Below are 25,060 nucleotides of genomic sequence, written 5' to 3' on the forward strand. Positions count from 1 at the left end.
AAAAATTATTGTTCCACGTGAAACATTAAAATTTTTTCGTTTTCTTTATTTCGCATAAATTGCTCCTCTAATTCAGATTTATCTTTATAGCCGCAGTAATGCAGGATGCCATGAACCAGCACTCGTTTTAATTCTTCCGCAAAAGAAACATTGAAATCAAGCGCATTATCCTTAACTCTTTCGACAGAAACGAAAATATCGCCGTGTAATTCATTTCCTACAGAGTAATCAAAACTGATAATATCCGTTAAAGTGTCATGCTGCAGGTATTCGACATTGATTTTATGCAGATAATCGTCATCGCAAAACACATAATTGATTTCGCCTTCTTCTTTCTTTTCGGAAATTATCACTTCTGAAAGCCATTTTGAATAAGCTTTTTCGTTGCCTAATTCAAAGTCGGTTTCGTAATTAAAACTAATCATTCTTCTTAAAATATTCCTGAACCTTCTGGTCAAAATTGGAGCGCAAAGGTAAGCTTTGTCTGTTTAATATCTCAACACTGTTCAAATATTGTTGCAGTGCCGGATTTAAAGCGTTGGTCTGGTTGTTGAATTCTTTCTTATTGGTTTGCGACTGGCGTTTCTTTTCCTCGCCTTGTTGCTGGATGGCTTTGTCGAGTTTGAGCAATTCCTGTTTCACATTTAAAATCTTTTGCAGCACTTCGTTTTTGAAACCTTTATTGAGCAATTGTTTTTCGATGTCTTTCATCTGATTCAATGCGTTCTGGCCGTTTCCGCCCATTCCCTGCTTGTCTAATTCCTTTTGCAATGCATCGCGAAGCTGTCTTTGCTCTTGATAAATGCGCATGACATCACCGGCATTTCCTTCGCCATCTTCGCCACCTTCACCTTCTTTTCCGCCTTCGCCTTTCTCCCTGGCTTGTCACCTTTCTTACCTCCGGGTTTATCGCCTGGTTTGTCACCCGGTTTATCCCCAGGTTTGTCCCGGGCTTTTCACCTTTTTTCATGCCGTCCTTCATTTTCTGTCCAAGCGCATCTTGCTTTTGGATGATATCCGGCAATTGCATGCCTTCTCCCTGTCCGGGTTTTGGCTTTCCGAAGCCCATTCCGGAACATCGACATTTGCATGCCATTCAATGCATCGCTGAGCATATCGGCTAGCTTGTTCGCTGAAGCAATGGCATACTGTTGGTGCGAAACACCTTTTGGAACAATAGCTTCAACAAGATTCTCTAATGACTTATCTATGTTGTAATGTACATTTCCGACTTCCTTATTGATTTCTTCGCTGATTTTAGGATTACGCAACGACAATGCAAAAAGACTGTCGTCAACGTGTTTGAACTGCTGCTTCAAATCCTGCTGGATTTTGAGATTTTTATTGAACGATGGCGACAACCTTCTAAGGCCTTTGAACTGGTTCATCAGGTTCTCTTCAGAAAAAGAAAATGCCAAAAGATTATCAAGAATTTGACGCAATACTTTGATATCTTCTTCCATTTCATTCATTTCACCTGCCTGCATGCTTTCTGACATCGCAGCACTCATCTGCTTCATTTTCTTGGCAGCGCTTTTCTGCTTTGGTTTCGCTTTATCTTTATTTTCTTTCTGCAATTCATCCGATGCTTTTTTCAAATCTTCGTCGATGCTTTTCTCTTTTTCGGCATCTTTCGGAATATCCATTGGCTTTTTTAATTCTTTATTTTCCTTGTCAAGCTCTTTTAATTCATCCTGGATTTTGTCAAATTCTTTATTGATTTCGTCCTGCTTTTCTGAATTATTTTCTTTGTCTTTATCAGACAATTGATCCTGCTTTTCAGAAAGTTTGTCTAGTTTATCTGCAATCTGCTCGGCTTTCTTTTCAACATAATAACGTTTGGTAAGCTCAACCAACTGTTGCAGGTTTTTCGTTTGATTTTTGGCATTCTGCTTAATCTTATCCATTTTATCAATCAGGTCTTCCTGCTTGATTTTGTCGTTGAGTTCTTTTAATTCGTCAAGAAGCTTTTGCGTTTCTTCCGAAACCTTTTCGGCTTTTTCGATTTTTTCAAGCAATTGTTCCTTGAATTCATCTTTTTTCTCCGACTTGAAATCCTTAAGATTTTCCTTCATTTTTTCAGAAAACTGCTTCATCATTTCGTCTTGCTGCTTTTGCTTTTTAACGAAATCATCAATTTTCATCTGGTCTTTAAAATCGAGATTTTCCTTTTCTTTGGTCATCTTTTGAAGCTTATCCAAATCACTCATCTGCTTGTCCTGGTTTTTCAGTGATTTCTCGAGGCTGTTGATGTTGCTATTTTGTTCCTGCAACATTTTGTCTTCCTTTTCCTCATTGGTTTCAATGCGATTCGAGAAAACAGAAGATTTCGTCCCTTTGAAACCATGCGGCGCATCATTGTCGAAAACCTCAAAATAATATTCATACGAAACGCCTTGTTCTACAGGAAGATTATCCGGAAAAGTGTAAATGAACTGATCGAAAATAGCGCGTTTCACAGCAATTGCAGCTTTCCTTCCCGATTCAGGTTTTCCTTTCGGGTAATAGACGATTTGTAGCCTTGAAAGTCCGTAATCATCAGATACACGTCCAATGACAACGTTTTTATCAACTTTCAGGCTGTCGGGCGCATTACTTACAGAAATTGTCGGGAATTGATCTTTAACCACAGAAATCTGATAATTCAATTTCTCGTAATTCTTCACTTTCGCATTCGATGTAAGAATCTGATAATCTGTATTTTGAACAATAATTTTCGATAAACTGAAATTATTTTCATTCGAAGAAAACGGCGTTACCGACTTCAAATCAGACCATTCAACGGTTTTCGTGGCCAAAGCGGCAACTTTCCACGTCACACGCGTACCTTCAGGAACAATTGCATTTCCGGTACCTTTAATCAATTCAGATTTCTTGTTGAGATAACCCGGAAAATTCAGTACCATTTCAAAATTGGCAATCGTCGGAACGGCAACGACAGCGAGTTCATAATCTGCCGATGAAACTTCATTCGCCTCCACATGAAATTCAGTATTCTTCACTGGCTTTTCAAATTTGTATTCGAATACGCCGGGCGAAACCGTTTCCATAAAATAACGCTCGTCGTTGATGTAAATCACAGCCGATTCCGGAACGACTTTTCCTTCAGATTTCATCTTGAGAACAAAATCACTTCCCTGCTCTGTCTGCAAATTTTCATTTACAACAACCAACTGAAATGGCGCAGGCGGCAAAAACTGCTGCTTGAAATGCACGACGCGGTCAAAACTCTGCGAAATCATGCCGCTGTTTCCCGAAATATAAAAAAAGATGAAAAACAAAACCGGAATGATCGCGAGTGGCAGATATTTCCTGTTCTTATTGAAGTTAACAGCGTTTCCAAAAGGCACACGCTGCAAATTCGCAGCTTTCTGTTCTATTGAAGCCAATAATAATTCTGATTGGTTCTTATCATTTGACAATTGCAGGAAATTCGTGAGTTTGTCGCTCACTTCAGTAAAATGGTTTCCGATGATTTTTGAAGCGTCATTGTAATCTATTCCTTTCCTGATCCTGAATAATTTTGAAAGCGGAAACAAAATGAACCGAATAACGAGAAACAATTCTACAGCAATAAACGTCCAGAATAGTACGGTCATTCCGGCAGGTTTCAGCCAAAGGAAATATTCTACAAACAGCGTAAACAGCAAATAAATCAAGCCAAGACCGACAAAGAAAATCGTGCCGCGCAGCAATTCATTCGTGTAATATTTTTTAATAAATGCTTCTAACTTCTGGTAAATGAGCGATGTGGTTTCCAAATCTTTCGCAATTTTATTTATAACCGATAAAAGTAGTAATTTATGTTCAATTAGCGAATGGGATAATTAGCGAATTAGCGAATGCCATAACAATTAGAAAATGTGATAATTAGAAAATTAGACAATGCCAAAATCGAGCCCAAAAAGAATTTTTCTAGAATTAAATATATCAATATCAATTAACGTTGCACAAATCATTCGCTAATTATCTCATTCGCTAATTCGCTAATTATCTATCTTTGCAACAAAATTCCACAAAATGTCTAAGCAAGTCCGTGTGCGTTTTGCACCAAGTCCGACAGGCCTTACACATTGGCGGCGTCCGCACTGCCCTTTTCAATTATCTTTTTGCCAGGAAACACGGCGGGGTTTTCTACCTCCGTGTTGAAGATACCGACCAAAACCGCTTTGTTCCCGGCGCAGAAGCATATATCATGGAAGCGCTCGAATGGCTTGGCATCGCACCGGAAGAAACGGTCGGGAAAAATGAAAAATTCGGGCCTTACCGTCAAAGCGAACGGAAACATCTGTACAAACAATACGCCGATCGACTCATAGATTCCGGTTGGGCTTATTATGCTTTCGACACTCCTGACGCTTTGGATGCGTTGCGGAAAGAATATGAAGCCGAAGGAAAAACGTTCATTTACAACCATAACAATCGCGAAAAACTGGATACTTCTTTGGTGATTTCGAAAGAAGAAACCGAAAAAAGAATTGCCAATGGTGAAGATTTCGTAATCCGTTTCAAAACGCCTGTTGATGAGACTTTGCACTTGCATGACATCATCCGTGGCGACATTAAATTTGAAACGAATCTTTTAGACGATAAGGTTTTGTTCAAAAGCGACGGCATGCCGACCTATCATTTGGCGAATATCGTCGATGACCATTTGATGGAAACGACGCACGTCATACGTGGTGAAGAATGGCTGCCATCAATGCCTTTACACGTTTTATTGTACCGTGCTTTTGGTTGGGAAGCGCCTGAATTCGCGCATCTGCCATTGATTTTAAAACCAATAGGAAACGGTAAATTATCAAAAAGAGACGGCGATAAGATGGGCTTTCCAGTATTTCCGTTGGAATGGAAAACCGAAGAAGGCGTTTCATCAGGATATCGCGAAAACGGATTTTTCCCGGAAGCGGTTATCAATTTCCTTGCCTTGTTAGGATGGAACGACGGCACAGACAGGAATTATTTTCGTTGGAAGAACTGACACAAAAATTCGATTTGAACCGCGTACATAAAGCCGGCGCCAAATTCGATCCCGAAAAAAACAAATGGTTCAACCACCAATATCTGATCAAACAGGACGATGAAACTTTGGCGAAAGCCTTTGCCCCTATCGTATACGAAAAAGGAATTGCTGTTGATTATACGACTTTGGTACGGATTGTCGCTTCGATAAAAGAACGCGCACATTTTGTTTCTGAATTCTGGGATTTGGCAGATTTCTTCTTCGTAGCACCTACTTCTTACGACGAAAAAGCCTCGAAAAACTGGAAAGAAGACACTACTGGATTGATGCTGCAATTGATTTCAGTTTTAGAAAATATCGAAAACTGGGACACTTTTGAAATCGAATCAAAAGTAAAAGAATGGATGTCGGCCAACGAAATCGGTATGGGAAAAATCATGCAGCCGTTTCGTTTAAGTCTCGTTGGCGCTTTGAAAAGGCCGCATTTGTTTGATATTGCTGAGTTGATTGGGAAGGAAGAAACTATCAACAGGTTGCAGACTGCGATAGCAAATTTTTCGTCAACTTTTTAAAATTTAACCGCAAATAACACAAAGGTTACGCAAAGTTCGCAAAGCTTTTGCGTGTAGCTTTGCGAACTTTGCGGTTAAAGGTAAATAATCAAATTCCCATTCAAAATCCCCATATTTCCTTTCACATTGTCAACACGACTGAACATATTGATCAGTCCGTATTGATAGGAAATATTCGCACGGAAATGCGTCACGCCAAAAGTGATTCCCGCAGTCGGATAAATATTATAGTTGGTAATTTCTGTGATGTCATCCGCTTTAAGCGTCGTTCCTTTGATTGTATTTTGCTTGTCCTCACGGTCAATTTCCATCTTGCCATTCAATTGAATAATCGGACCGAATTCGAGCGTCAGGTTTTCACCAAAAATCTTTTTGCTGAGCTGTAATGAAATCTGCACTGTTCCGAATTTGTAATTGACATTTTTCGGCTGTGATAACGAATTATACGTCGGTACATCGAAATTCACTTCGCTGAACTGCACCGCATACACCATATCCCAATTGTCGTAATAATTGCCGCGAACAGACAGACCGGCATTCCAGCCCATTCCGGATTTTACATCAAAATCTGACGTATACAATCCGATTTGGTTGACTCCGGCGATGATGCCAATGCGGTTCGAATCGCGGTAATTGTATTGGGCAAAAGCTGTCATCGAAAGCAAAAAAGCGGCGAAGCTGTAAAAAGCGTTTTTCATTTGGTTTGTGAAATTTGTAACAAACATAATGCATTTAGCGTACAATCAGTAATTAACCAATTAACACTTTTCAAATCGATGGAAGTAATTTTTATTGTTCCGCTAGTTCTTGCTCTTTTTGTTTTTTTCTCTTTATTTTTTACCGTCAAGCAGCAATCGTCTGTCGTGATTGAACGTTTCGGGAAATTCCAGAGCGTCCGCAATTCCGGATTGCAGATCAAGATTCCGGTTATCGATCGTGTCGCCGGCCGCGTCAACCTCAAAATCCAGCAATTAGACGTCATCATCGAAACCAAAACGAAGGACAACGTTTTTATTAAGATGAAAGTTTCTGTTCAGTTTAAAGTAATCCAGGAGAAAGTTTACGACGCTTTTTACAAACTCGAATATCCGCACGACCAGATTACCGCTTATGTTTTTGATGTTGTAAGAGCCGAAGTTCCGAAATTAAAACTCGATGATGTTTTCGAAAGAAAAGACGATATCGCGATTGCCGTAAAACGCGAATTGAACGAAGCGATGACGACTTACGGTTACGACATCATCAATACTTTGGTGACCGATATCGATCCGGATATTCAGGTGAAAAACGCGATGAACCGTATCAACGCAGCCGATCGTGAAAAAACCGCTGCCGAATTTGAAGCAGAAAGTTCAAGAATCCGCATCGTCGCAAAAGCAAAAGCTGAAGCCGAAAGCAAGCGTTTACAAGGACAAGGTATTGCCGATCAACGCAGAGAAATTGCACGCGGATTGGTAGAAAGTGTTGAAGTTTTAAACGGCGTCGGTATCAATTCGCAGGAAGCTTCTGCGTTGATTGTCGTGACGCAACATTATGATACTTTGCAGGCTATCGGTGCTGATGCGAATTCTAATTTGATTCTTTTGCCGAATTCTCCGCAAGCCGGAAGTGATATGTTGAATAATATGGTGGCTTCTTTTTCAGCCTCCAACCAGGTTGGCGAAATGATGAAAAAGAACAATCTTACTAAAAAGGTAAAATCGAAAGACGAGCATCATACGCCGAAACTGCCGCCAGCCAATGAAAGTGATCTGACGGTTTAGAAAATAGAATCAAGAATCAAGATTTCCATGATTGTGTTTAAAAGAGTTCTATTCAATACAATGTTTTCAATGCAACATCTTGATTCTTGACTCTTTGCTCTTTCATCTGATAATAAAAAAAGAGGCTGCGATTAATTTCACAGCCTCTTCCTCATTTAAAAACCTAAATTATTTTGTGGCCGTATGCACGGTATGCTTTAAATCTTTAAGTTTTGTTTCTAAAATTCCGATGATGTCTTCTTTGGTGTTTTTTCCGTTGGCGACCAGATCATCAAAACTGGATTCGAAACTTTTTTTAGTCCTTCCGAATTTCGATTTCAGCTTTTTGGTCATTTCTTCAAAGGTATCGGCCAAATCGTCTTTTGTGTGATTGTAGCCATCTTTGATTTTATCTTTGGTTGATTTTTCCTTGAACGCATAATATAACGCTGCTCCTATCGCTGCACCTACGACAACGCCAACGATCGCTTTTTCTGTTTTGCCTGCCATGATCTTTTTCTTTTAATTTTTATTAAAGTTACGACTTAAAAACAGTGCTTTCTGTTAAGCAACGGTTAAAGTCTGCCGAATTGAGTCAAAAAGCAAAATAAAAGCTTTGTTTGGATAATTTTTCCGAAGATGAATTCTGTGTCAAATATTATTAAAAACAGCCTTAAAATCAATTTATGAGAGTCGATTTTAATAGTTTTTGTAAATAAAAAATAAATTTTAATCGAAATTATCAATAATAAAAAAGCGCCTTAAAAAGACGCTTTTTTATCATTTTTATTTATGATTTGCTTTACACGAGCTGAGAAAGCAATTCCAGGTTTTTTCATTTTTTTCCGAATTTTTCAAATCAGAAAGTTGCGGTCTGAATTTCAAAAACAAAACCTGGTCCTGTTTTAAATTTTGAATCGCCTCATATCGCACAAACGGAGATTCGCTTCTCAAGGACATCGAAAATAACTTCTCTAAGATTTCATCATCGATTTCAGCAAGTTTGATGTTCGGGGAATGTTTCAGCAATAAATTGACAAAAAGCAACGATGCTTTGTTGTTCGCAATATTCTTCTTCAAAGTATTACTCAAGAGGCTGTAATTCGAAATCGTGGCGAGGTTTTCACCAATCGGCGTTTCAATTGCAAGTCGTTCTGCATCAGTGGAAACCTTGAAATATTTGTTCAAATCTTTGAGTGAATTGGTGACAATATTTTCTTCTTTTTTGCCTTTTTCTTCCCAGGCATCTTTGAGTCCGACCGTTTTATTGAAAACCAGTTTTTCCGAAGTCGAATCCTTGTCAACTGTGAAATATCCTATTCTCTGAAACTGGAATTTATCTTCATTTTTCGCCGATTTTAGGCTTGGCTCTACAAATCCGGTTACAATTTTCAAAGATTCCGGATTAACGAATTCCAGGAAATCACGGCCGGCATGTGCATCCGGAGCTTCATCGGTAAACAAACGGTCATAAAGGCGTATTTCAGCAGGAATCGCATGTGCGGTCGAAACCCAATGCAATGTTCCCGAAACTTTGCGCTGGCTGGCTTCTGTGCCACTTCCACTTAAACTTTCTGTGTCATAAGTCGCATGGATTTCCGTGATATTTCCGTCTGCATCTTTTACAACGCTTTCACCTTTGATGATGTAAGCATTCTTCAAGCGCACTTCTTTTCCGATACTCAGACGGAAGAATTTTGCCGGTGCTTCTTCCATGAAATCTTCTCTTTCGATGTAAATTTCGCGTGAAAAAGGCACTTTTCGGAAGCCTGCTTTGTCATCTTCCTGGTTGTTTTCGGCGTCGAGCCATTCTTCTTTTCCTTCAGGATAATTCGTAATAACGAGCTTAACCGGATCCAAAACAGCCATTACACGAGGTGCGATTTTATTGAGATCTTCCCGGATACAGAATTCCAAAACTGACACATCAATCAGGTTATCGCGCTTGGCGATTCCGATGGTGTTGGCGAAATTCCGCAAAGAAGTTGCCGTGTATCCACGTCTGCGAAGGCCTGAAATTGTTGACATTCTCGGATCATCCCAGCCGTTTACGAAATTATCTTCGACGAGTTTCAGTAATTTTCTTTTGCTTACAACGGTATGAGAAAGATTTCTTCTGGCAAACTCTCGCTGTTTCGGACGCACTTTGGTTTCGTCGTAAATCTGGTCTAAAAACCAATCGTATAATTCCCTGTGTGGAAGGAATTCCAACGTGCAAAATGAATGCGAAATCTGCTCCAGATAATCACTTTCGCCATGCGCCCAATCGTACATCGGATAAACGCACCATTTGTCGCCTGTCCTGTGGTGGTGCTTGTGCAAAATCCTGTAAATAATCGGATCCCGCATCAGCATATTGGTTGATTTCATGTCGATTTTTGCTCGTAAGATGTGTGTTCCTTCGGCAAATTCGCCATTTTTCATGCGTTCGAAAAGATCGAGATTTTCTTCAACGGAACGGTTTCGGTAGGGACTGTCAGTGCCTTCAGTTGACGGCGTGCCTTTTTGTGCTGCCATTTCCTCTGAAGTCTGGCTGTCAACATAGGCTTTTCCGCTTTTGATAAACCCGACGGCCAATCATATAATTGCTGGAAATAATCAGATGCATAACGTTCTTCAGCCCAATTATAACCCAACCATTCCACGTCGCGTTTGATCGCGTCTACATATTCCTGTTCTTCTTTGGCGGGATTGGTATCGTCAAAACGAAGGTTTACCGGCGCTTTATAATCGATTCCCAATCCGAAATTCAACGCGATTGCGCTGGCGTGACCGATGTGCAGATAACCGTTTGGTTCCGGCGGAAAACGGAAACGCAGTTTATCGCCCGAAAGCCCGTTTTTTAAATCTTCTTCTATAATCTGTTCAATGAAATTCAGTGATTTCTCTTCGGTTGACATATTCAAAATTTTGAACCGCAAAGTTATCAAAATTGTTGGTTATTTGGGTATTCGTTGCTTTGGTTATTTGATTTTAGTACATTTATAACGGCAACAACAATCAAATACCAAATCAATATTATGGGCACTATAAAACTCAAAAATATAAGAACTTTTTCTTATCACGGTTGTCTCGAAGAAGAAAGCAAAATTGGCTCTGACTATTCTGTCGATCTGGAAATCAAGACCGATTTGCGCAAATCCTCAGCTTCTGACGATTTGAAAGATACCGTTGATTATGTACTATTGAACCGCATCGTTGTTGAGGAAATGGCGATTCGTTCCCATCTTTTAGAACATGTGGCACACAGAATCATCATTAGAATCTTTAAGGAAATCGCGGCAGTTTCACGGATTGTAGTTGGTGTCTCAAAATTAAATCCGCCGATTGGTGGTGATGTTGAGGCGGTTACGATTGTGATGGAAGAGTATCGGAATTAGTGGTCTGTGTTCAGTAATCGGTTATCAGTCAGCAGATTTCAGTAAGCAAAACGAAAACTTTGCGATTCTGTTACTTCGTAACTTTGGAACTTTAAAATATTATGCTATATTTGCCGTCCAATCGATAATTGGCGTCGTGGCCGAGTGGCTAGGCTGGGCTCTGCAAAAGCTCCTACAGCGGTTCGAATCCGCTCGATGCCTCTGAGAAAGCTTCCTGAAAAGGAGGCTTTTTTATTTTTAAATTTTTAGAAAAAATTAGATAAATACAGTGCTCGATGCCTCTGAGAAAGGCTTCCTGAAAAGGAGGCTGTTTTATTTTTAAATTTTTAGAAAAAATTAGATAAATACAGTGCTCGATGCCTCTGAAAAAATCTTCCTGAAAAGGAGGCTTTTTTTATTTTTAAATTTTTAGAATAAATTATATAAAGACAGTGCTCGATACCTCTGAGAAAGTTTACTGAAAAGGGAGCTTTTTTATTTTTAGGAAAAATAATGGTAAAGATGATGCTCGATGCCTCTAAAAAAGCTTACTGAACAGGAGGCTTTTTTATTTTTTTTTCTCTTTTAACTCTAGCTTTCTTTGAGTTTTGATATTTTGGAGGCTATCATTAAGGAATTTTTTTGTTTTAAAAAATGGTATAATGTCATCTATTACCTTAATACGGATGGATGCTGCACTTGTTCTATCACAACTATCACAATCCGGACCATATCTTATATCTGAAATTAAGATTTCTGTTCCTGACTTCAAGCGAGTAAGCTTCCTGTGAATACTGTCAAATTTGTTTCCAAAAATAACAATTGCTTTTTGATTAGGTATATAGACGGAAAATTGTTTTACATCAAAATTCAGATTGAATTCTACTCCTGTATCCACCGAAATAATAGCATCTTTAAATTCACTTCTTTGAACTTTTACAATACAATCCCGACAGTTTCTACCGTTAAACAAAGCTATTGGTTTTGGGATGTTTTTTATTATAAATGGATGTTTTTCAGTAAGAACCGAGCCATCAAATTGCACAATTGTCAAAATAACATTCACTTCAAGCCCAACCCCAGGAGTTAAACGATAATACCCTTCAGAAATTTTTGTAAGTCCCGGCGCACTTGCGGTAAAGGATTTACAATTAGAAACGCTGATAGTGATTGGATTCGCAACTCCACGATAAACCACGTTCATCCTCTCAGCTGCAACAACGCCAATAGATTTTATCGTATCATTTTGTGCATAGGAAAATGAAAAAACGAAAAGTAAAATACCAACCCATTTTTTCATAAGAAGAAATTTTAGTTGTTGCGCTCATGCGGCTCAATAATCTCAACCGCCTTTTTTACGAATTTCTGGTCACTGGGAAACCAGCCTTGCAACATAATGGTAATACCAAAAACAATCAACATTACATTGGTTACTTTCTTGATTATGAGGATATTTTTAGGTGTCATTTTGTTTTTCAATCGTTTCGCCAAAATGACTTTTATCACGTCAACAAAAAGATAAGTACCGATAACAGAACTGAAAAAAACAATAATCCTCGAAGTTTCCATCTTTAATGCAGGCCCGAAAGTGATGAAAATCAACAGCCAGAATCCGAGTACGCCAACATTAATGAAATTGAGGAAAAAGCCTTTGATGTATAAACTCAGATAGTCCTTTTTAACCATCACTTCTTCAATATCCTCGTCAATGTTTTTGGGTGGTTTTTTGAGTTTTAAAAACGAAATAATCCCATAAGTCACCATTATCAATCCGCCAAAAATATAAAGTGCGGGTTCGTCTTTAATGCTGTTGATCAGTCGATAACTACTGAAATAAGCAATCAAGATAAAAACCAAATCTGCAGTGACAACACCTAAATCAAATACTGTTGCTGCACGAAATCCCTTTACAGCCGCCGTTTCAAGTAACACAAAAAACACCAGCCCAATCATAAAGCAAAGTAATATTCCGAGCGGAATGGCTAATAAAATATCCTGCATCAAGTAGTTTTAAAGGTCTAATTGAAACAAATATAATTAAAAATTTGATATTCTATTTGGCTTCTTCAATTGTTCCGCCGGCGATGATTTTTTGGTTGATTTGTTTCGGATGCCCATAAATCCTGATGTCGCCTCCGGCCTTTACTTTCGCTTCGACTAAATCTGTAGCATTGATCCTTGATTCGCCTCCGGCATTTACCGTTATTGTAATCTGCTTTGAAACAAGCTTTTCAGCGGTGTAAACAGCTCCTGAATTCACTAGTAAATCCTGTGTTCCTGCAGTTCCGCTCAAATAAACTTTTGCACCTTGGGAAGCTTTTAATTTTAGCTTTTCAGTATCGAGCGTGAGTTTGATTTCGCTACCCTCTTTTGCAATAATATTAAAAGTGGTTGACTTAAAAATTTCCTGGCTTGCAATCCTCGAGCCTTCATTAGCTTCAACAGCTTCGAGGCTTGAGTAGTAAATGGTGGCCGAAATATTATCGCCATCGAGCAATTTCGTTAAAGGCATCCTTATTTTCAATTCGCCGTTTTTGTTGACAACTTCTACTTTTTCGGAATCAGCTCCGGAAAGGATGATTTTGTTTTCACTGCCGTGGATTAAAGTCACATCGATCTGGTCAAAAGCGGTGACTTTATCGAAATTTCCCAATGTTTTTGTAATCTGTGAAAAGCTTGTGTTTACTGCAAAAAGCAATAATATAAAAGTTATCTTTTTCATGTGTTTTTGTTTGAAATTAACCGCAAAATGCGCTAAGCTTAGCTTTTTAAACTTTGCGGAAAACTTATTCACTTTGCGGTAAAAAATTACGCTTCGTTCTTCCTTATAAAATGAAAATCAAGCTGTTTCTTCACCAAATCTGCATTTTTTACTTTAACGTAAACTTCGTCGCCTAATTGTAAGATCTTCTTAGACATTTCGCCAACGAGCGCATATTGCTTTTCATCGAAGGTGTAATAATCGTCTTTGATTTCGCGGATGCGGCACATGCCTTCGCATTTGTTATCGACGATTTCGACATAAATTCCCCATTCGGTCACGCCGGAAATGACGCCCAGGAATTCCTCATCTTTATGATCCTGCATGTATTTGATCTGCATGTATTTGATCGAATCGCGTTCGGCTTGTGTAGCGAGATTTTCCATATTGGAGGCATGCTCACATTTTTCTTCGTAAACTTCTTCGCTGACTGATTTTCCGCCATCTAAATAATATTGCAAAAGCCTGTGCACCATCACGTCAGGATAACGACGGATTGGCGATGTGAAGTGCGAATAATAGTCGAATGCGAGTCCGTAATGCCCAATATTATCTGTTGAATATTTGGCTTTGCTCATCGTTCGGATCGCCAAAGTATCTACCAAATTCTGTTCTTTTTTACCCTGGACATCGGTCAATAAATTATTCAAGGATTTGGAAATATCGGCTTTAGTTTTGAAATTAATCGAATAACCAAACTTCGAAATTACAGTTTGAAGATTGATCAATTTGTCTTCATTCGGCTCATCGTGAATGCGATAGACAAATGTTTTCTTTTGCTTTCCGATGAATTCAGCGACTTTTCGATTGGCCAGAAGCATAAATTCCTCAATCAGATGGTTCGAATCTTTGCTCTGTTTGAAATATACGCCAACCGGCTCTGCTTCTTCATTCAGGTTGAATTTTACTTCGACTTTATCGAAAGATATCGCGCCGTTTTTCATTCGATTGGCTCGGAAAATCTTCGCCAGCTGGTCGAGTTTTAAAGTCGCTTCGACAATTTCATCTTTAACCACATAGGATTCGCCTGTTAAGGAAATGTCAGCCGGAATCGTATTGTCTTTCGTTTCGATTATATATTGCGCCTCTTCGTAAGCAAATCTCTGGTCGGAGTAAATCACGGTTCTTCCAAACCATTGGCTTGTAACCTGTGCTTTTTCATTGATTTCGAAAATGGCAGAAAACGTATATTTTTCTTCATGCGGACGTAAGGAACAAGCGAAATTCGATAAAACTTCCGGCAACATCGGAACCACGCGGTCTACTAAATAAACCGAAGTGCCGCGTTGGTACGCTTCTTCATCGAGAATCGTTCCTTCTTCCAGATAATAAGAAACATCTGCAATATGGATCCCGATTTCGTAATGGCCGTTGTCTAACTTTTTGAAAGACAGCGCATCATCAAAATCTTTGGCATCTTTCGGATCAATCGTAAATGTCAGCGTATCGCGCATGTCGCGACGATTGGCAATTTCTTCAGGATGAATTTCCGTGTCCAACTTCTGTGCGAAAACTTCCACTTCTACCGGAAAATCATAAGGCAATCCGTACTCGGCTAAAATCGCGTGTATTTCTGTATTGTGCTCGCCGGGTTTTCCGAGAACACGAATCACTGAACCAAACGGACTATCGGCTTTTGCAGGCCAATCTTCAATTTTTACCAAAACGACATCGCCATTTTCAGCATCGCCGTATTTGTCTTTCGGAATAAAAATATCGGTGTACATTTTCGCATTGGCCGTCGATACGAATCCGAAATTCGGATGGATATCAATCACACCAACAAATTCTGTCTTGTCCCTTTCGAGGATTTCTACTACTTCACCTTCGGCACGTCTTCCGCTGCGACGGTTATAAACATAGACTTTTACCTTGTCTTTATCGAGCGCGTGGTTGAGATTATTGGTCGGAATGAAGACATCTTCCTCAAAATCTTCGCAGATAAAATAAGCGGTTTTACGGCTCGTCATATCGATTTTCCCTTCGTAATATTCTTTGCTGGATGCTTTTACGAGGTATTTTCCGGGTTCGGTCTCGATGATTTTCTTTTGTGCCCAAAGGATTTTCAGGTCTTTGATAATTTCGTTGCGGCTCTTGGTATCGTTCAGTTCGAGTTTGGCGGCAATCTGCTTGTAGTTAAAGGCTTTATTGGCTTCCTGTGATAATATTTTTAAAATTTTTCCGGAGAAATCCTTGTCTTTTTTCCCTAACTTTCTAGGTTTCTTACTCATATATCTTTTCTAATATTTCCAAAATTACGAATTAGAATTAACAATTGGGTTTTTGGGATTCTTTATTAAAGAAAATATAACTTTTTACAAGGGTTCAGGGTGTTGGGTATAAGGTTCAGGGGTTTTCAGAATGCTAAAATAGTATTCCATAACAATTAGTTCTTTTTATTGACAAAGATTATTAACCCTAAACCTTGCACCCGATACCCTGAACCAACCAACGAAAACTTTTCAACAACAATTAAAAACTACAAAATAAAAAATTGAAATTAATTTAAAATTTTGGTGGTTATTATAGCGTGTTAATTGTTGCTATAACTTTTTGTTTATCTGGTGTAAATATTAGTTTAAACTTCTTATAACATTTTATTAACATATAATAATGGACTTAAACGCTTCATTTTGAAGTTATTTTTTAAGGTTGTCAACAATGGTTGATAATCAAAAATGAATCGTTTTTGTAAATAAGTTTGTAATCAAAATCCTGTTGAAAAACAGCCGATTTTTATTGATAACTTTTCTAAAAATTCACCAAACTAAATTTGCATTTCTGATTCCGGTTTTGGATTACTTTTTTAATTGATACAACCAAAAAAAACTTCTGATTTTCTATCTTAAGTTATAAACAATCAATGTTAATTTAAGGTTAACTGATTATCAAGTGATTACGTTTTAGTATTAACAATGCAACATTTTAACATTTTTATTAATGAAAACGGAGTGATTAACTATTGAGTTAATAAGATTCATTAAGCTCATTTTGTGTGTCTTAAACGCAAAGAGCGCAAAGTTTTTCCGCAAAGGTACGCGAAGCAAAACTTAAAAATATTTGCGAAGAACTTTGTGACCTTTGCGGTAAAATCATACTTAATGAACCTTATTGCATTAATGGTTCAAAAAAAATCTAAATTTGCAGTACACAACTAATCCCCATCAAATGAAAATCTCTATAGGAAACGACCACGCCTAACCAGAATATAAAAAAGCCATTGTCGAAATGCTTAAAGCGAAAGGCCATGAAATCACCAATTACGGCACCGACACATCCGACAGTGTAGATTATGCAGATTTCGGACATCCGGTTGCCAGTGACGTCGAAAACCAAAAAGCCGATTTCGGAATTGTCATCTGCGGCAGCGGCAACGGCATCAATATGACCGTCAACAAACACCAAAGCATCCGCGCAGCTTTGTGCTGGACGAAAGAAATTGCATTTCTTGCCAGAAGTCACAACAACGCCAACATTATCAGTATCCCGGCGCGATTTACTTCAATCCCGCAAGCCGTCGAAATGGTGGATACTTTCCTCAACACCGCATTTGAAGGCGGAAGGCACGCGATAAGAGTCGGTAAAATTCCGTGCAAATAAAATGGCACACGACCACAGCCATCACCACCATCATGAAGTAACCGATAAAGGACTTTCCTTATCGATTGTGCTGAATATCGGGATTACGCTGGCGCAAATTGTGGGCGGATTTATTTCGGGAAGCCTGGCGCTGATTTCAGATGCGCTGCACAATTTCAGCGACGTTTTGTCTTTGGTTTTAAGTCTCATTGCACATAAACTCGTCAAAAGAAAAGCAACGCCAATCAGCACTTTTGGTTATAAACGAGCAGAATTGATTGTGGCTTTCGTCAATGCGGCGACTTTGATTATTGTTGCGCTTTTTCTGATTTATGAAGCAGTTGAAAGATTTTCAAAACCTGTAATCATTGGTTCCGGACTTGTAATCTGGCTTTCATTACTTGGAATTGTATTCAACGGCTATTCCGCATTCCTGATAAAGAAGGACGCCGAACACAACATCAACATGCGTTCTGCCTACCTCCATCTTTTTACCGACATGATTGCGTCGGTTGCGGTTTTAGTTGGTGGGATTTTAATGAAATATTTCGGCTGGTTTTGGGTCGACAGCCTGATTACCTTCGGAATCGCGGTTTACCTGATCATCATGGGTTTCGGGCTCCTGAAATCATCCACCAAAATGCTGATGCTTTTCACGCCCGAAAATCTCAACATCAACGAAATCGTCGAAAAAATCCACTCCGTTACGGGAAATAACAAATTATACCACATCCACCTTTGGCATTTGAACGACAACGAATTGCATTTTGAAGCGCATCTCGACTGCAAAGACGATATTTCTATTTCACAATTCAACATTTTGGTGAATGAAATTGAGGAAATTTTGCGTCATGATTTTCAAATTAATCATTGTACAATCCAACCGGAATTTGACAAAAAGTGCGTGAAGGATTTTATTGTCCAGGAATGAAATCCTCGCAAAGACGCTAAGCCGCAAATATTGTCAAGATTTACCTTTGCGGCTTAGCGTCTTTGCGAGATTTATATTTAGATTTGTGGGCAAAATTATCCAAAATGACCAGCCTTCAATTCATCCAAAACCAAGTCAACACCGCTCCGAAAAACATCGAAAATACCTTACAGCTTTTATCAGAAGACTGCACAATCCCTTTTATTTCCCGCTACCGGAAAGACAAGACCGGAAATCTGGATGAGGTTGTCATCGAACAAATTGCCAAACTCAACGCGTCTTTCGACGCGATTGTAAAACGAAAAGACGCCATCTTAAAAGCGATCGACGAGCAAGGAGCGCTGACTTCAGAATTGAAGCAGAAAATCGACAGCAGTTTCGATTTAAATGAACTCGAAGATTGCTACCTTCCTTACAAAAAGAAGAAAAAAACCCGCGCCGATGTCGCCCGCGAAAACGGACTCGAGCCGCTCGCCAAAATCATCATGGCGCAAAATAATGACGATGTCGATTTCATTTCAACGCGCTATCTCAACAAAAATGTAAAGAATGAAGATGAAGCTTTGCAAGGCGCACGCGACATAATCGCCGAATGGATCAACGAAAATATTTATGTCAGAAAGCAGCTGAGACGCGTTTACCAGCGAAAATCAACAATCGCCACCAAAGTCGTCAAAACCAAAAAAGACGATGAAAACGCACAGAAATTCAACCAATATTTCGATTGGTCGGAACCGCTTTCCAAAACGCCGCCACACAGATTATTGGCAATGCTGCGCGCCGAAAATGAAGGTTTCGTCAAGATGAAAATCGAAGTCGAACCTGAAGAAGCACTCGAAATCATCGACCAGATCATCATCAAAAAAAACAACGATACCACGCCGCATTTGCAACTCGCCATCGAAGACAGTTATAAAAGATTGCTCGCTCCGGCCATTTCAAACGAAGCTTTACAGGAAGCAAAAGCCAAAGCAGATTTGAATTCTATTGGCGTTTTCGCCAATAATTTGAGTCAGCTTTTACTCGCACCGCCATTGGGCGAAAAGCGGATTTTGGCCATCGATCCTGGGTTTCGCAGCGGCTGTAAAATCGTTTGCCTCGACGAAAAAGGCGATTTGCTGTACAACGAAACCATTTTTCCGCATGCACCGCAACATGAAGATGCGATTGCGATGAAGAAAATCCGCTCGATGGTCAACGCTTATAAAATCGATGCGATTTCAATCGGTAACGGAACGGCGTCAAGGGAAACTGAATTTTTCATCAAAAAAATCGCTTTTGACAAACCTGTGCAGGTTTTTATCGTAAGCGAAGCCGGCGCGTCGGTTTATTCCGCGTCAAAAATTGCACGCGAGGAATTCCCGAATTTTGATGTGACTGTTCGTGGCGCCGTTTCCATCGGAAGAAGATTGTCAGATCCACTTGCCGAACTCGTAAAAATCGACCCGAAAGCCATCGGCGTAGGCCAATACCAACACGATGTTGATCAGGGAAAATTAAAAGATGAGCTCGATACGGTTGTGATAAGATGCGTGAATTCTGTCGGTATCAACATCAATACGGCAAGCAGGCATTTGCTTGGATATGTAAGCGGAATCGGGGAGAAACTCGCTGAAAACATCGTACAGTACCGCTCAGAAAACGGCCCGTTTGAAGACCGGAAACAGCTCAAAAAAGTGCCGCGATTAGGCGAAAAAGCATACCAGCAAGGCGTAGCTTTTATCAGGATTTCAAATGCGAAAAATCCGCTTGACAATTCAGCTGTGCATCCCGAAGCCTATCCGATTGTTGAAAAAATGGCGAAAGATTTGAAAATTTCCGTCAATGATTTGATAGCGAATAAAGAGAAAACCGCACTCATTAAACCCGAGAATTACGTCACTTCAGAAATTGGTATTCTGGGTTTAAAAGATATCATCAAAGAACTCGAAAAACCGGGATTGGATCCGAGAAAATCGGCAAAAGTTTTCGAATTTGATTCCAATGTAAAAACAATAAAAGACGTCAGAACCGGAATGGTTTTGCCCGGAATCGTCAACAACATCACCAATTTCGGTTGTTTTGTCGACATCGGCATCAAGGAAAGCGGTCTTGTACATATTTCGCAACTCAAAGCCGGATTCGTTTCAGACGTTAATGAAGTCGTCAGATTACACCAGCATGTTCAGGTGAAAGTGACTGAAGTTGATGAAGACAGAAAGCGAATTCAGCTCAGCATGATATTGTAAAATTCCAAATAAAAACAAATCCCAAATTCCAATCAGAACATTGCGTTCAAGTTTGGAATTTGGGATTTCAACTATTGGAATTTAAAAACCTATGCTCTTCTTTCTTCTTCAGCCCTTGAATTAGCAGGTTGCTGGTCGTCTTTCGAGGCATTTTTAAATTCCTTGATGCCGCTTCCTAAGCCTTTCATCAGTTCCGGAATTTTTCTGCCTCCAAAAAGTAATAATATGATCAAAAGGACGAAAAGGATTTCTTTGATTCCGAATTCTCCTAAAAATATATATAATGCGTTCATTTTCTATGTTTTAAAATTAAATAGTTTCGTCCGATTTGTGTACTGTAGGCTCGGCTGTTGGCGATGATGGCGTAATCGGATCGGTAGAAACCGGATCTTTTTGTGCAGTATCGTCTTTAGCAGCGTTTTTAAATTCCTTGATGCCGCTTCCGAGACCTTTCATCAGTTCCGGAATTTTTCTGCCTCCGAAAAGCAGCAGGATGATCAAAAGGATAAAAAGAATTTCTTTTATACCGAATTCTCCTAAAAATATCATGAGTGCGTTCATATCTGAAAAGTTTATTTTAACAAAATTACAAAAAATGGACGTGCAATCGCGGCTGCCCGATTTATTTTGTAATAATTAAAAGTTAAAGTTTGCGTTATATACTTTCAGATACGGCTTTTTGCTGACTTTAGATTGCCTGTAGTTCGGGAATTTTACCGATTTCGCAGCCAATCATAAAACCAATTCGCCACAATTAAACCTATAAATTCCCATATATTTGTAACATAAATTACTCTGAATGTCGGGCAAAAGACAAAAAAGGCAACTGCTTAAGAAAAGATTATTCACGAAAAACCGCCTGGTGATCCTGAATGAAGATACGTTTGAAGAAATTTTTTCTTTGAAGCTGACGCTGATGAATGTCTTTGTCGTGGCGACTGTCGGCGCGATTTTGATCATTTTTGTGACCACTTACATCATAGCGTTTACGCCGCTTCGCGAATATATTCCGGGTTATGCATCTTCAAAATTGAAAAAAGACGCGACCGAACTCGCACTGAAATCCGATTCCCTGAGCAATGCGCTGAAGAAAAACGAAGCCTACATCCAATCGATAAAACGCATTTTGACCGACGATTTGGATTATGCCAAACTCAGCAAAGATTCTATCGTTCCCACGGAAGGCATGAACGCTTCCGAAGCCAAACTCAATCCGTCAGAATCTGAGATGAAACTGCGCAAGGAAGTCGAGCAGGAAGACAAATACAATCTTTTCGAAAAAGCAAAACCGCGCGTCGGACTTGTACTTTTTGCACCCGTTAAAGGCCATATCACAGAAAATTACAGCGCCAGAAACAAGCATTTTGCAGTTGATGTTGCTGTCGCGAAAGACACGCCGATAAAATCAATTGCGAACGGCACCGTGATTTTCGCCGACTGGACACCGAGTAACGGAAACGTTGTCATCGTACGCCACAATGACGGCATTATTTCAGTTTATAAACATTGCGAATCAATCACCGCAGAAGAAGGCGATGTCGTGCGAACCAGTGAAGTCATTGCAATTGCAGGCACAACCGGAGAACGATCAACCGGCGTGCATCTGCATTTTGAACTCTGGAAAGACGGCTATCCGATCGATCCGACCCAATTCATATCATTCGAATAAATATGTCATTAAAATCCGCAGCCGCCAAGATTTTCGCCACGAGGATTTTTAATAAGACCCAAAAATCGGCCAATAATCCTGTTGCCACGCAGCAAAAAGTTTTCAAAAATCTCATCCGCCAGGCGAAAAAAACCGAATTCGGCAGTGACCATCATTTCGCACACATCAAAACTTTTGAAGATTTCGCGAAAAAAGTCCCGGTGCGCGATTATGAAGAACTGAAACCGTACATCGAAAAAGTCGTCAAAGGCAAAGAAGACGTGCTTTGGAAAGGAAAACCTTTGTATTTCGCCAAAACTTCCGGAACGACTTCGGGTGCGAAATATATTCCGCTCACAAAAGCATCAATGCCATTTCATATTCAGGCGGCGCGCGATGCGATCCTGCATTACATCCATGAAACCGGAAAAGCAGATTTCGTTTCGGGAAAAATGATTTTTCTGCAGGGAAGCCCGGAACTCGATGAAAAAAACGGCATCAAACTTGGCAGATTGTCCGGAATTGTCGCCCATTTCGTTCCGAAATACCTGCAGAAAAACCGAATGCCGTCGTGGGAAACCAATTGCATTGAAGACTGGGAAACCAAAGTCGACGCGATTGTTGAGGAAACTTTTAACGAGAATATGACTGTGATTTCGGGCATTCCGTCGTGGGTGCAGATGTATTTTGAAAAGCTGAAACAGAAAACGGGAAAACCAGTCGGCGAGATTTTCAGGAATTTCAATCTGTTCATTTATGGCGGCGTGAATTATGAACCGTACCGCGCGAAATTTGAAAATCTGATCGGACGGAAAGTCGACAGCATTGAATTATTCCCGGCATCAGAAGGATTTTTTGCATATCAGGATTCCCAGAAAGAAAAAGGAATGTTGTTACTTCTGAACTCCGGGATTTTCTACGAATTCATAAAATCAGAAGAATTTTTTACAGAAAAACCACGCCGTTATACCATTGGTGAAGTTGAATTGGGGGTGAATTACGTGCTGATCATTTCCACAAACGCCGGACTTTGGGCATACAATATCGGCGATACCGTTCAGTTTACGAGCCTCAAACCTTATCGCGTTGTCGTTTCAGGAAGAATCAAACATTACATTTCGGCTTTCGGCGAACATGTGATTGGAAAAGAAGTCGAAACCGCGCTTAAAGAAGCGATGGAAAACACGAATATCCGTGTCAACGAATTCACCGTCGCGCCGCAAATTACGCCGAAAACCGGATTGCCATACCATGAGTGGTTCATTGAATTCGAAAATGAGCCCGAAAATTTTTCCGCTTTCGCGGAAGCTATCAATACATCCATGCGCCGCCAAAATGTGTATTACGATGATTTGATTGTCGGGAACGTTCTGCAAAATCTTATCATCACGAAAATCCCGAAAAACGGTTTTCAGGACTATATGAAATCGATTGGTAAACTGGGCGGGCAAAACAAAATTCCAAGATTGTCTAACGACCGGAAAATCGCCGATGCGCTAATGCGTGACAATGAAATTTAAATTTTTCATATCGATTTTATTACTGCCATTTTTTGTTCCGGCGCAAACTTCGGTCAAAGGAATCGTCGCTGAAGAAGAAGGAAAACCGATACCATACGTTAACATTTGGATAGAAAATGAAAATGCCGGTACAACAGCTGATGCTGACGGTGTTTTTTCAATCAATATAAATGATGTGAATAAGGTTTTGGTTTTTTCCGCAGTCGGATTTGAAAATAAAAAAATCGCCGCCGCTAACGCGGAGAAAGTCGTGTTAAAACGCGCGATAACTTTGCTCGATGAAGTCGTGGTTCGAAAACCAAAGGGAATCAAACAAGTCGAAATCGACACCTACAAAAAAAGCGATATTCATTTTTATTACGGATGCTGGCAACTGGCCGTGGATGCTGGCCAAGTTTTTTGCATACAATGACAGCATTGCCGCGACGCCATTTCTGGAGCAACTCACAATCATGACGGAATCGTATAAAAACAAAGCCTCATTCAATTTAAGGATACTCGAAGTCAATGATGACGGCAGCCCGGGAAAAGATTTGCTTGGCGAAAACATCATCGTCATCGTGAAAAACGGCAAGAAAAATACCGAAGTTGATTTAAGGAAATACCAGTTACAATTTCCCGAAAAAGGATTTTTCGTATCGGTAGAATTCCTGATCATTGAAGAAAATAAATACAGCGTTCATGTAAAAGGAAGCAAAGAAATGATGGACAGTTACCAACCGCACTTTGGTGCACTGCCTTCTGAAGATGCTTTAACATGGCGTTACATCGGAGGCAATTGGGGCTTAATTAAAACCAAAAGCAAGAATAAAGAGCCGCAGGATTATTATGATAAATTCGCCAATCTTGCCATACAACTGACACTTACGAACTGATGCGAAAAATCCTGATTTTATTTTTATTTGTGAATTTTTCGGCTGTGGCGCAAATCAGCGGAACGGTTACCGACAGCATTTCGGGAAAACCAATTCCGTATGCCAACATCACCATTGACGGGAAAGCCATCGGAATGAGTTCAGAAGCCGACGGAAGTTATAAAATTGATATCGCCGACCCCAATACCGAACTTGTTTTTTCCGCGATCGGCTTCACATCTGCAAAAGTAAAAATCTCCAAATCCGGAAATGTAAAGCTCAAACCCGAAGTTTACGAACTCGATGAAATTCCCATTCTGAAAAGCCTCGGGAAGACGAAAATTGAAATTGGCGATTCGAAAAAATCCGGTTTGCCACAATTTTCTTTCGGGAAAATGCCGTGGATATTCGCTAAATATTTTCCGTATAAAGAGACTTACGGCGAAAATCGTTTTGTCAAAGATGCTGTAGTCACCACATCAAGCGAAATTGACGGCGCGCTTTTCAGGCTGCGGATTATGGCGGTTGGTGAAGATGGAAATCCGGGTGAAGACATCGTTCCCGAAAACATCATCATTCCGGTCAAAAAGGGAAGCCGAAAGAATATTATCGACCTGACGAAGTACCATATTACAATTCCTGGCGAAGGCATTTTTATCGCATTTGAGCACTTATTTATTGAGCAAAACAGGGTGTTTTTCAAAAAAGACGGTAAACAATTGCCGACAGATGGTTTTGAGCCGCGCATCCTGACTTATGAAGCCGAACGGGAATATACTTACATGAGCGGTAACGGCAGCTGGGCAAAACAACGTAAAAGGCCATCGCCAACGCAGGTGCTTTGGGAGCCTGCGATTAATTTAATTCTTACGAATTGATGAAAGCGACTCTTCTCTTTTTGCT

Annotated in this window: 20 protein-coding genes, 1 tRNA gene and 3 pseudogenes; 12 read left to right on the forward strand and 12 right to left on the reverse strand. The window is 39.8% G+C overall.

The features are described from left to right. Positions 1–5 precede the first annotated feature (5 nt). The 3 genes from ybeY to ACSLFW_RS03240 all read right to left on the reverse strand — a co-directional run bounded on the left by ybeY (position 6) and on the right by ACSLFW_RS03240 (position 3,761). Complete coding sequence (ybeY, locus tag ACSLFW_RS03230) at positions 6–425, reverse strand: rRNA maturation RNase YbeY (RefSeq protein ID WP_436554622.1); 420 nt, start codon at positions 423–425, stop codon at positions 6–8. Then, positions 418–810: a hypothetical protein gene (locus ACSLFW_RS03235; protein ID WP_436554623.1), complete on the reverse strand. Its 393-nt coding sequence runs from the start codon at positions 808–810 to the stop codon at positions 418–420. Before ACSLFW_RS03235 ends, ybeY begins: the two co-directional genes overlap by 8 nt. Positions 811–956: 146 nt before the next feature. Then, the gene (locus ACSLFW_RS03240) at positions 957–3,761 is read right to left on the reverse strand and encodes a hypothetical protein (protein WP_436554624.1); all 2,805 of its coding nucleotides are present in this window, start codon (positions 3,759–3,761) and stop codon (positions 957–959) included. Positions 3,762–4,020: 259 nt separating this feature from the next. Between ACSLFW_RS03240 and gltX the strand changes: the two are divergent. Then, positions 4,021–5,535, forward strand: a pseudogene (gltX, locus tag ACSLFW_RS03245) (glutamate--tRNA ligase). A gap of 74 nt (positions 5,536–5,609) precedes the next feature. On the opposite strand, the gene ACSLFW_RS03250 reads toward gltX, so the two are convergent. Continuing rightward, positions 5,610–6,233 (reverse strand): outer membrane beta-barrel protein, encoded by a 624-nt coding sequence (locus ACSLFW_RS03250; protein ID WP_436554625.1) that lies wholly within the window; start codon positions 6,231–6,233, stop codon positions 5,610–5,612. A 78-nt stretch (positions 6,234–6,311) separates the two neighbouring features. Here ACSLFW_RS03250 and ACSLFW_RS03255 point away from each other — a divergent pair, with 78 nt between their 5' ends. Next, complete coding sequence (locus tag ACSLFW_RS03255) at positions 6,312–7,298, forward strand: SPFH domain-containing protein (protein WP_436554626.1); 987 nt, start codon at positions 6,312–6,314, stop codon at positions 7,296–7,298. A 168-nt stretch (positions 7,299–7,466) separates the two neighbouring features. Here the strand turns inward: ACSLFW_RS03255 and ACSLFW_RS03260 are convergent, their stop codons facing one another. Together ACSLFW_RS03260 and ACSLFW_RS03265 are read right to left on the reverse strand one after the other, a co-directional pair. Next, positions 7,467–7,787, reverse strand: coding sequence for a hypothetical protein (locus ACSLFW_RS03260; RefSeq protein WP_436554627.1), 321 nt, complete (start codon positions 7,785–7,787; stop codon positions 7,467–7,469). Between the two features lie 276 nt (positions 7,788–8,063). Continuing rightward, positions 8,064–10,177: pseudogene (locus tag ACSLFW_RS03265) on the reverse strand (glutamine--tRNA ligase/YqeY domain fusion protein). A 120-nt stretch (positions 10,178–10,297) separates the two neighbouring features. Between ACSLFW_RS03265 and folB the strand changes: the two are divergent. Further along, the gene (gene folB, locus ACSLFW_RS03270; RefSeq protein WP_436554628.1) at positions 10,298–10,657 is read left to right on the forward strand and encodes a dihydroneopterin aldolase; all 360 of its coding nucleotides are present in this window, start codon (positions 10,298–10,300) and stop codon (positions 10,655–10,657) included. 130 nt (positions 10,658–10,787) lie between these two features. Beyond that, positions 10,788–10,858, forward strand: a tRNA-Cys gene (locus ACSLFW_RS03275). Between the two features lie 346 nt (positions 10,859–11,204). On the opposite strand, the gene ACSLFW_RS03280 is transcribed toward ACSLFW_RS03275, so the two are convergent. The 4 genes from ACSLFW_RS03280 to rnr all read right to left on the reverse strand — a co-directional run bounded on the left by ACSLFW_RS03280 (position 11,205) and on the right by rnr (position 15,628). Then, complete coding sequence (locus ACSLFW_RS03280; RefSeq protein WP_436554629.1) at positions 11,205–11,936, reverse strand: GldM family protein; 732 nt, start codon at positions 11,934–11,936, stop codon at positions 11,205–11,207. 11 nt (positions 11,937–11,947) lie between these two features. Beyond that, on the reverse strand, positions 11,948–12,640 hold the full coding sequence (locus ACSLFW_RS03285) for a LysE family translocator (protein ID WP_436554630.1): 693 nt from the start codon (positions 12,638–12,640) through the stop codon (positions 11,948–11,950). 49 nt (positions 12,641–12,689) lie between these two features. After that, positions 12,690–13,358, reverse strand: coding sequence for a head GIN domain-containing protein (locus ACSLFW_RS03290; RefSeq protein ID WP_436554631.1), 669 nt, complete (start codon positions 13,356–13,358; stop codon positions 12,690–12,692). An 86-nt stretch (positions 13,359–13,444) separates the two neighbouring features. Beyond that, a complete protein-coding gene (rnr, locus tag ACSLFW_RS03295) occupies positions 13,445–15,628 on the reverse strand; it encodes a ribonuclease R (RefSeq protein ID WP_436554632.1) in 2,184 nt (727 codons plus the stop codon). 937 nt (positions 15,629–16,565) lie between these two features. Here rnr and ACSLFW_RS03300 point away from each other — a divergent pair. The 3 genes and pseudogenes from ACSLFW_RS03300 (at position 16,566) to ACSLFW_RS03310 (ending at position 20,135) form a co-directional block, all read left to right on the forward strand. Further along, positions 16,566–16,997 (forward strand): annotated as a pseudogene (locus tag ACSLFW_RS03300) (RpiB/LacA/LacB family sugar-phosphate isomerase). Between the two features lies 1 nt (position 16,998). Beyond that, positions 16,999–17,907, forward strand: coding sequence for a cation diffusion facilitator family transporter (locus ACSLFW_RS03305; protein ID WP_436554633.1), 909 nt, complete (start codon positions 16,999–17,001; stop codon positions 17,905–17,907). A gap of 104 nt (positions 17,908–18,011) precedes the next feature. Further along, positions 18,012–20,135 (forward strand): Tex family protein, encoded by a 2,124-nt coding sequence (locus ACSLFW_RS03310; protein WP_436554634.1) that lies wholly within the window; start codon positions 18,012–18,014, stop codon positions 20,133–20,135. 89 nt (positions 20,136–20,224) lie between these two features. Here the strand turns inward: ACSLFW_RS03310 and tatA (ACSLFW_RS03315) are convergent, their stop codons facing one another. Together tatA (ACSLFW_RS03315) and tatA (ACSLFW_RS03320) are read right to left on the reverse strand one after the other, a co-directional pair. Beyond that, a complete protein-coding gene (gene tatA, locus ACSLFW_RS03315; protein ID WP_436554635.1) occupies positions 20,225–20,428 on the reverse strand; it encodes a twin-arginine translocase TatA/TatE family subunit in 204 nt (67 codons plus the stop codon). A gap of 16 nt (positions 20,429–20,444) precedes the next feature. After that, positions 20,445–20,696, reverse strand: a complete 252-nt coding sequence (gene tatA, locus ACSLFW_RS03320; RefSeq protein WP_436554636.1) for a twin-arginine translocase TatA/TatE family subunit — start codon at positions 20,694–20,696, stop codon at positions 20,445–20,447. A gap of 238 nt (positions 20,697–20,934) precedes the next feature. Here tatA (ACSLFW_RS03320) and ACSLFW_RS03325 point away from each other — a divergent pair, with 238 nt between their 5' ends. The 5 genes from ACSLFW_RS03325 to ACSLFW_RS03345 are packed head-to-tail and all read left to right on the forward strand — an operon-like array spanning position 20,935 to position 25,035. Beyond that, positions 20,935–21,804, forward strand: a complete 870-nt coding sequence (locus tag ACSLFW_RS03325; protein ID WP_436554637.1) for a M23 family metallopeptidase — start codon at positions 20,935–20,937, stop codon at positions 21,802–21,804. Positions 21,805–21,806: 2 nt separating this feature from the next. Continuing rightward, complete coding sequence (locus tag ACSLFW_RS03330) at positions 21,807–23,303, forward strand: GH3 auxin-responsive promoter family protein (RefSeq protein ID WP_436554638.1); 1,497 nt, start codon at positions 21,807–21,809, stop codon at positions 23,301–23,303. After that, a complete protein-coding gene (locus tag ACSLFW_RS03335) occupies positions 23,293–23,715 on the forward strand; it encodes a carboxypeptidase-like regulatory domain-containing protein (RefSeq protein ID WP_436554639.1) in 423 nt (140 codons plus the stop codon). The genes ACSLFW_RS03330 and ACSLFW_RS03335 overlap by 11 nt, the downstream gene beginning before the upstream one ends. Next, positions 23,687–24,178, forward strand: coding sequence for a hypothetical protein (locus tag ACSLFW_RS03340; RefSeq protein ID WP_436554640.1), 492 nt, complete (start codon positions 23,687–23,689; stop codon positions 24,176–24,178). The genes ACSLFW_RS03335 and ACSLFW_RS03340 overlap by 29 nt, the downstream gene beginning before the upstream one ends. Continuing rightward, positions 24,178–25,035, forward strand: coding sequence for a carboxypeptidase-like regulatory domain-containing protein (locus ACSLFW_RS03345; protein ID WP_436554641.1), 858 nt, complete (start codon positions 24,178–24,180; stop codon positions 25,033–25,035). Before ACSLFW_RS03340 ends, ACSLFW_RS03345 begins: the two co-directional genes overlap by 1 nt. Positions 25,036–25,060: the final 25 nt, after the last annotated feature.

Origin of the sequence: Flavobacterium sp. 3HN19-14, assembly GCF_051373205.1 — a bacterium.
GTDB lineage: Bacteria > Bacteroidota > Bacteroidia > Flavobacteriales > Flavobacteriaceae > Flavobacterium.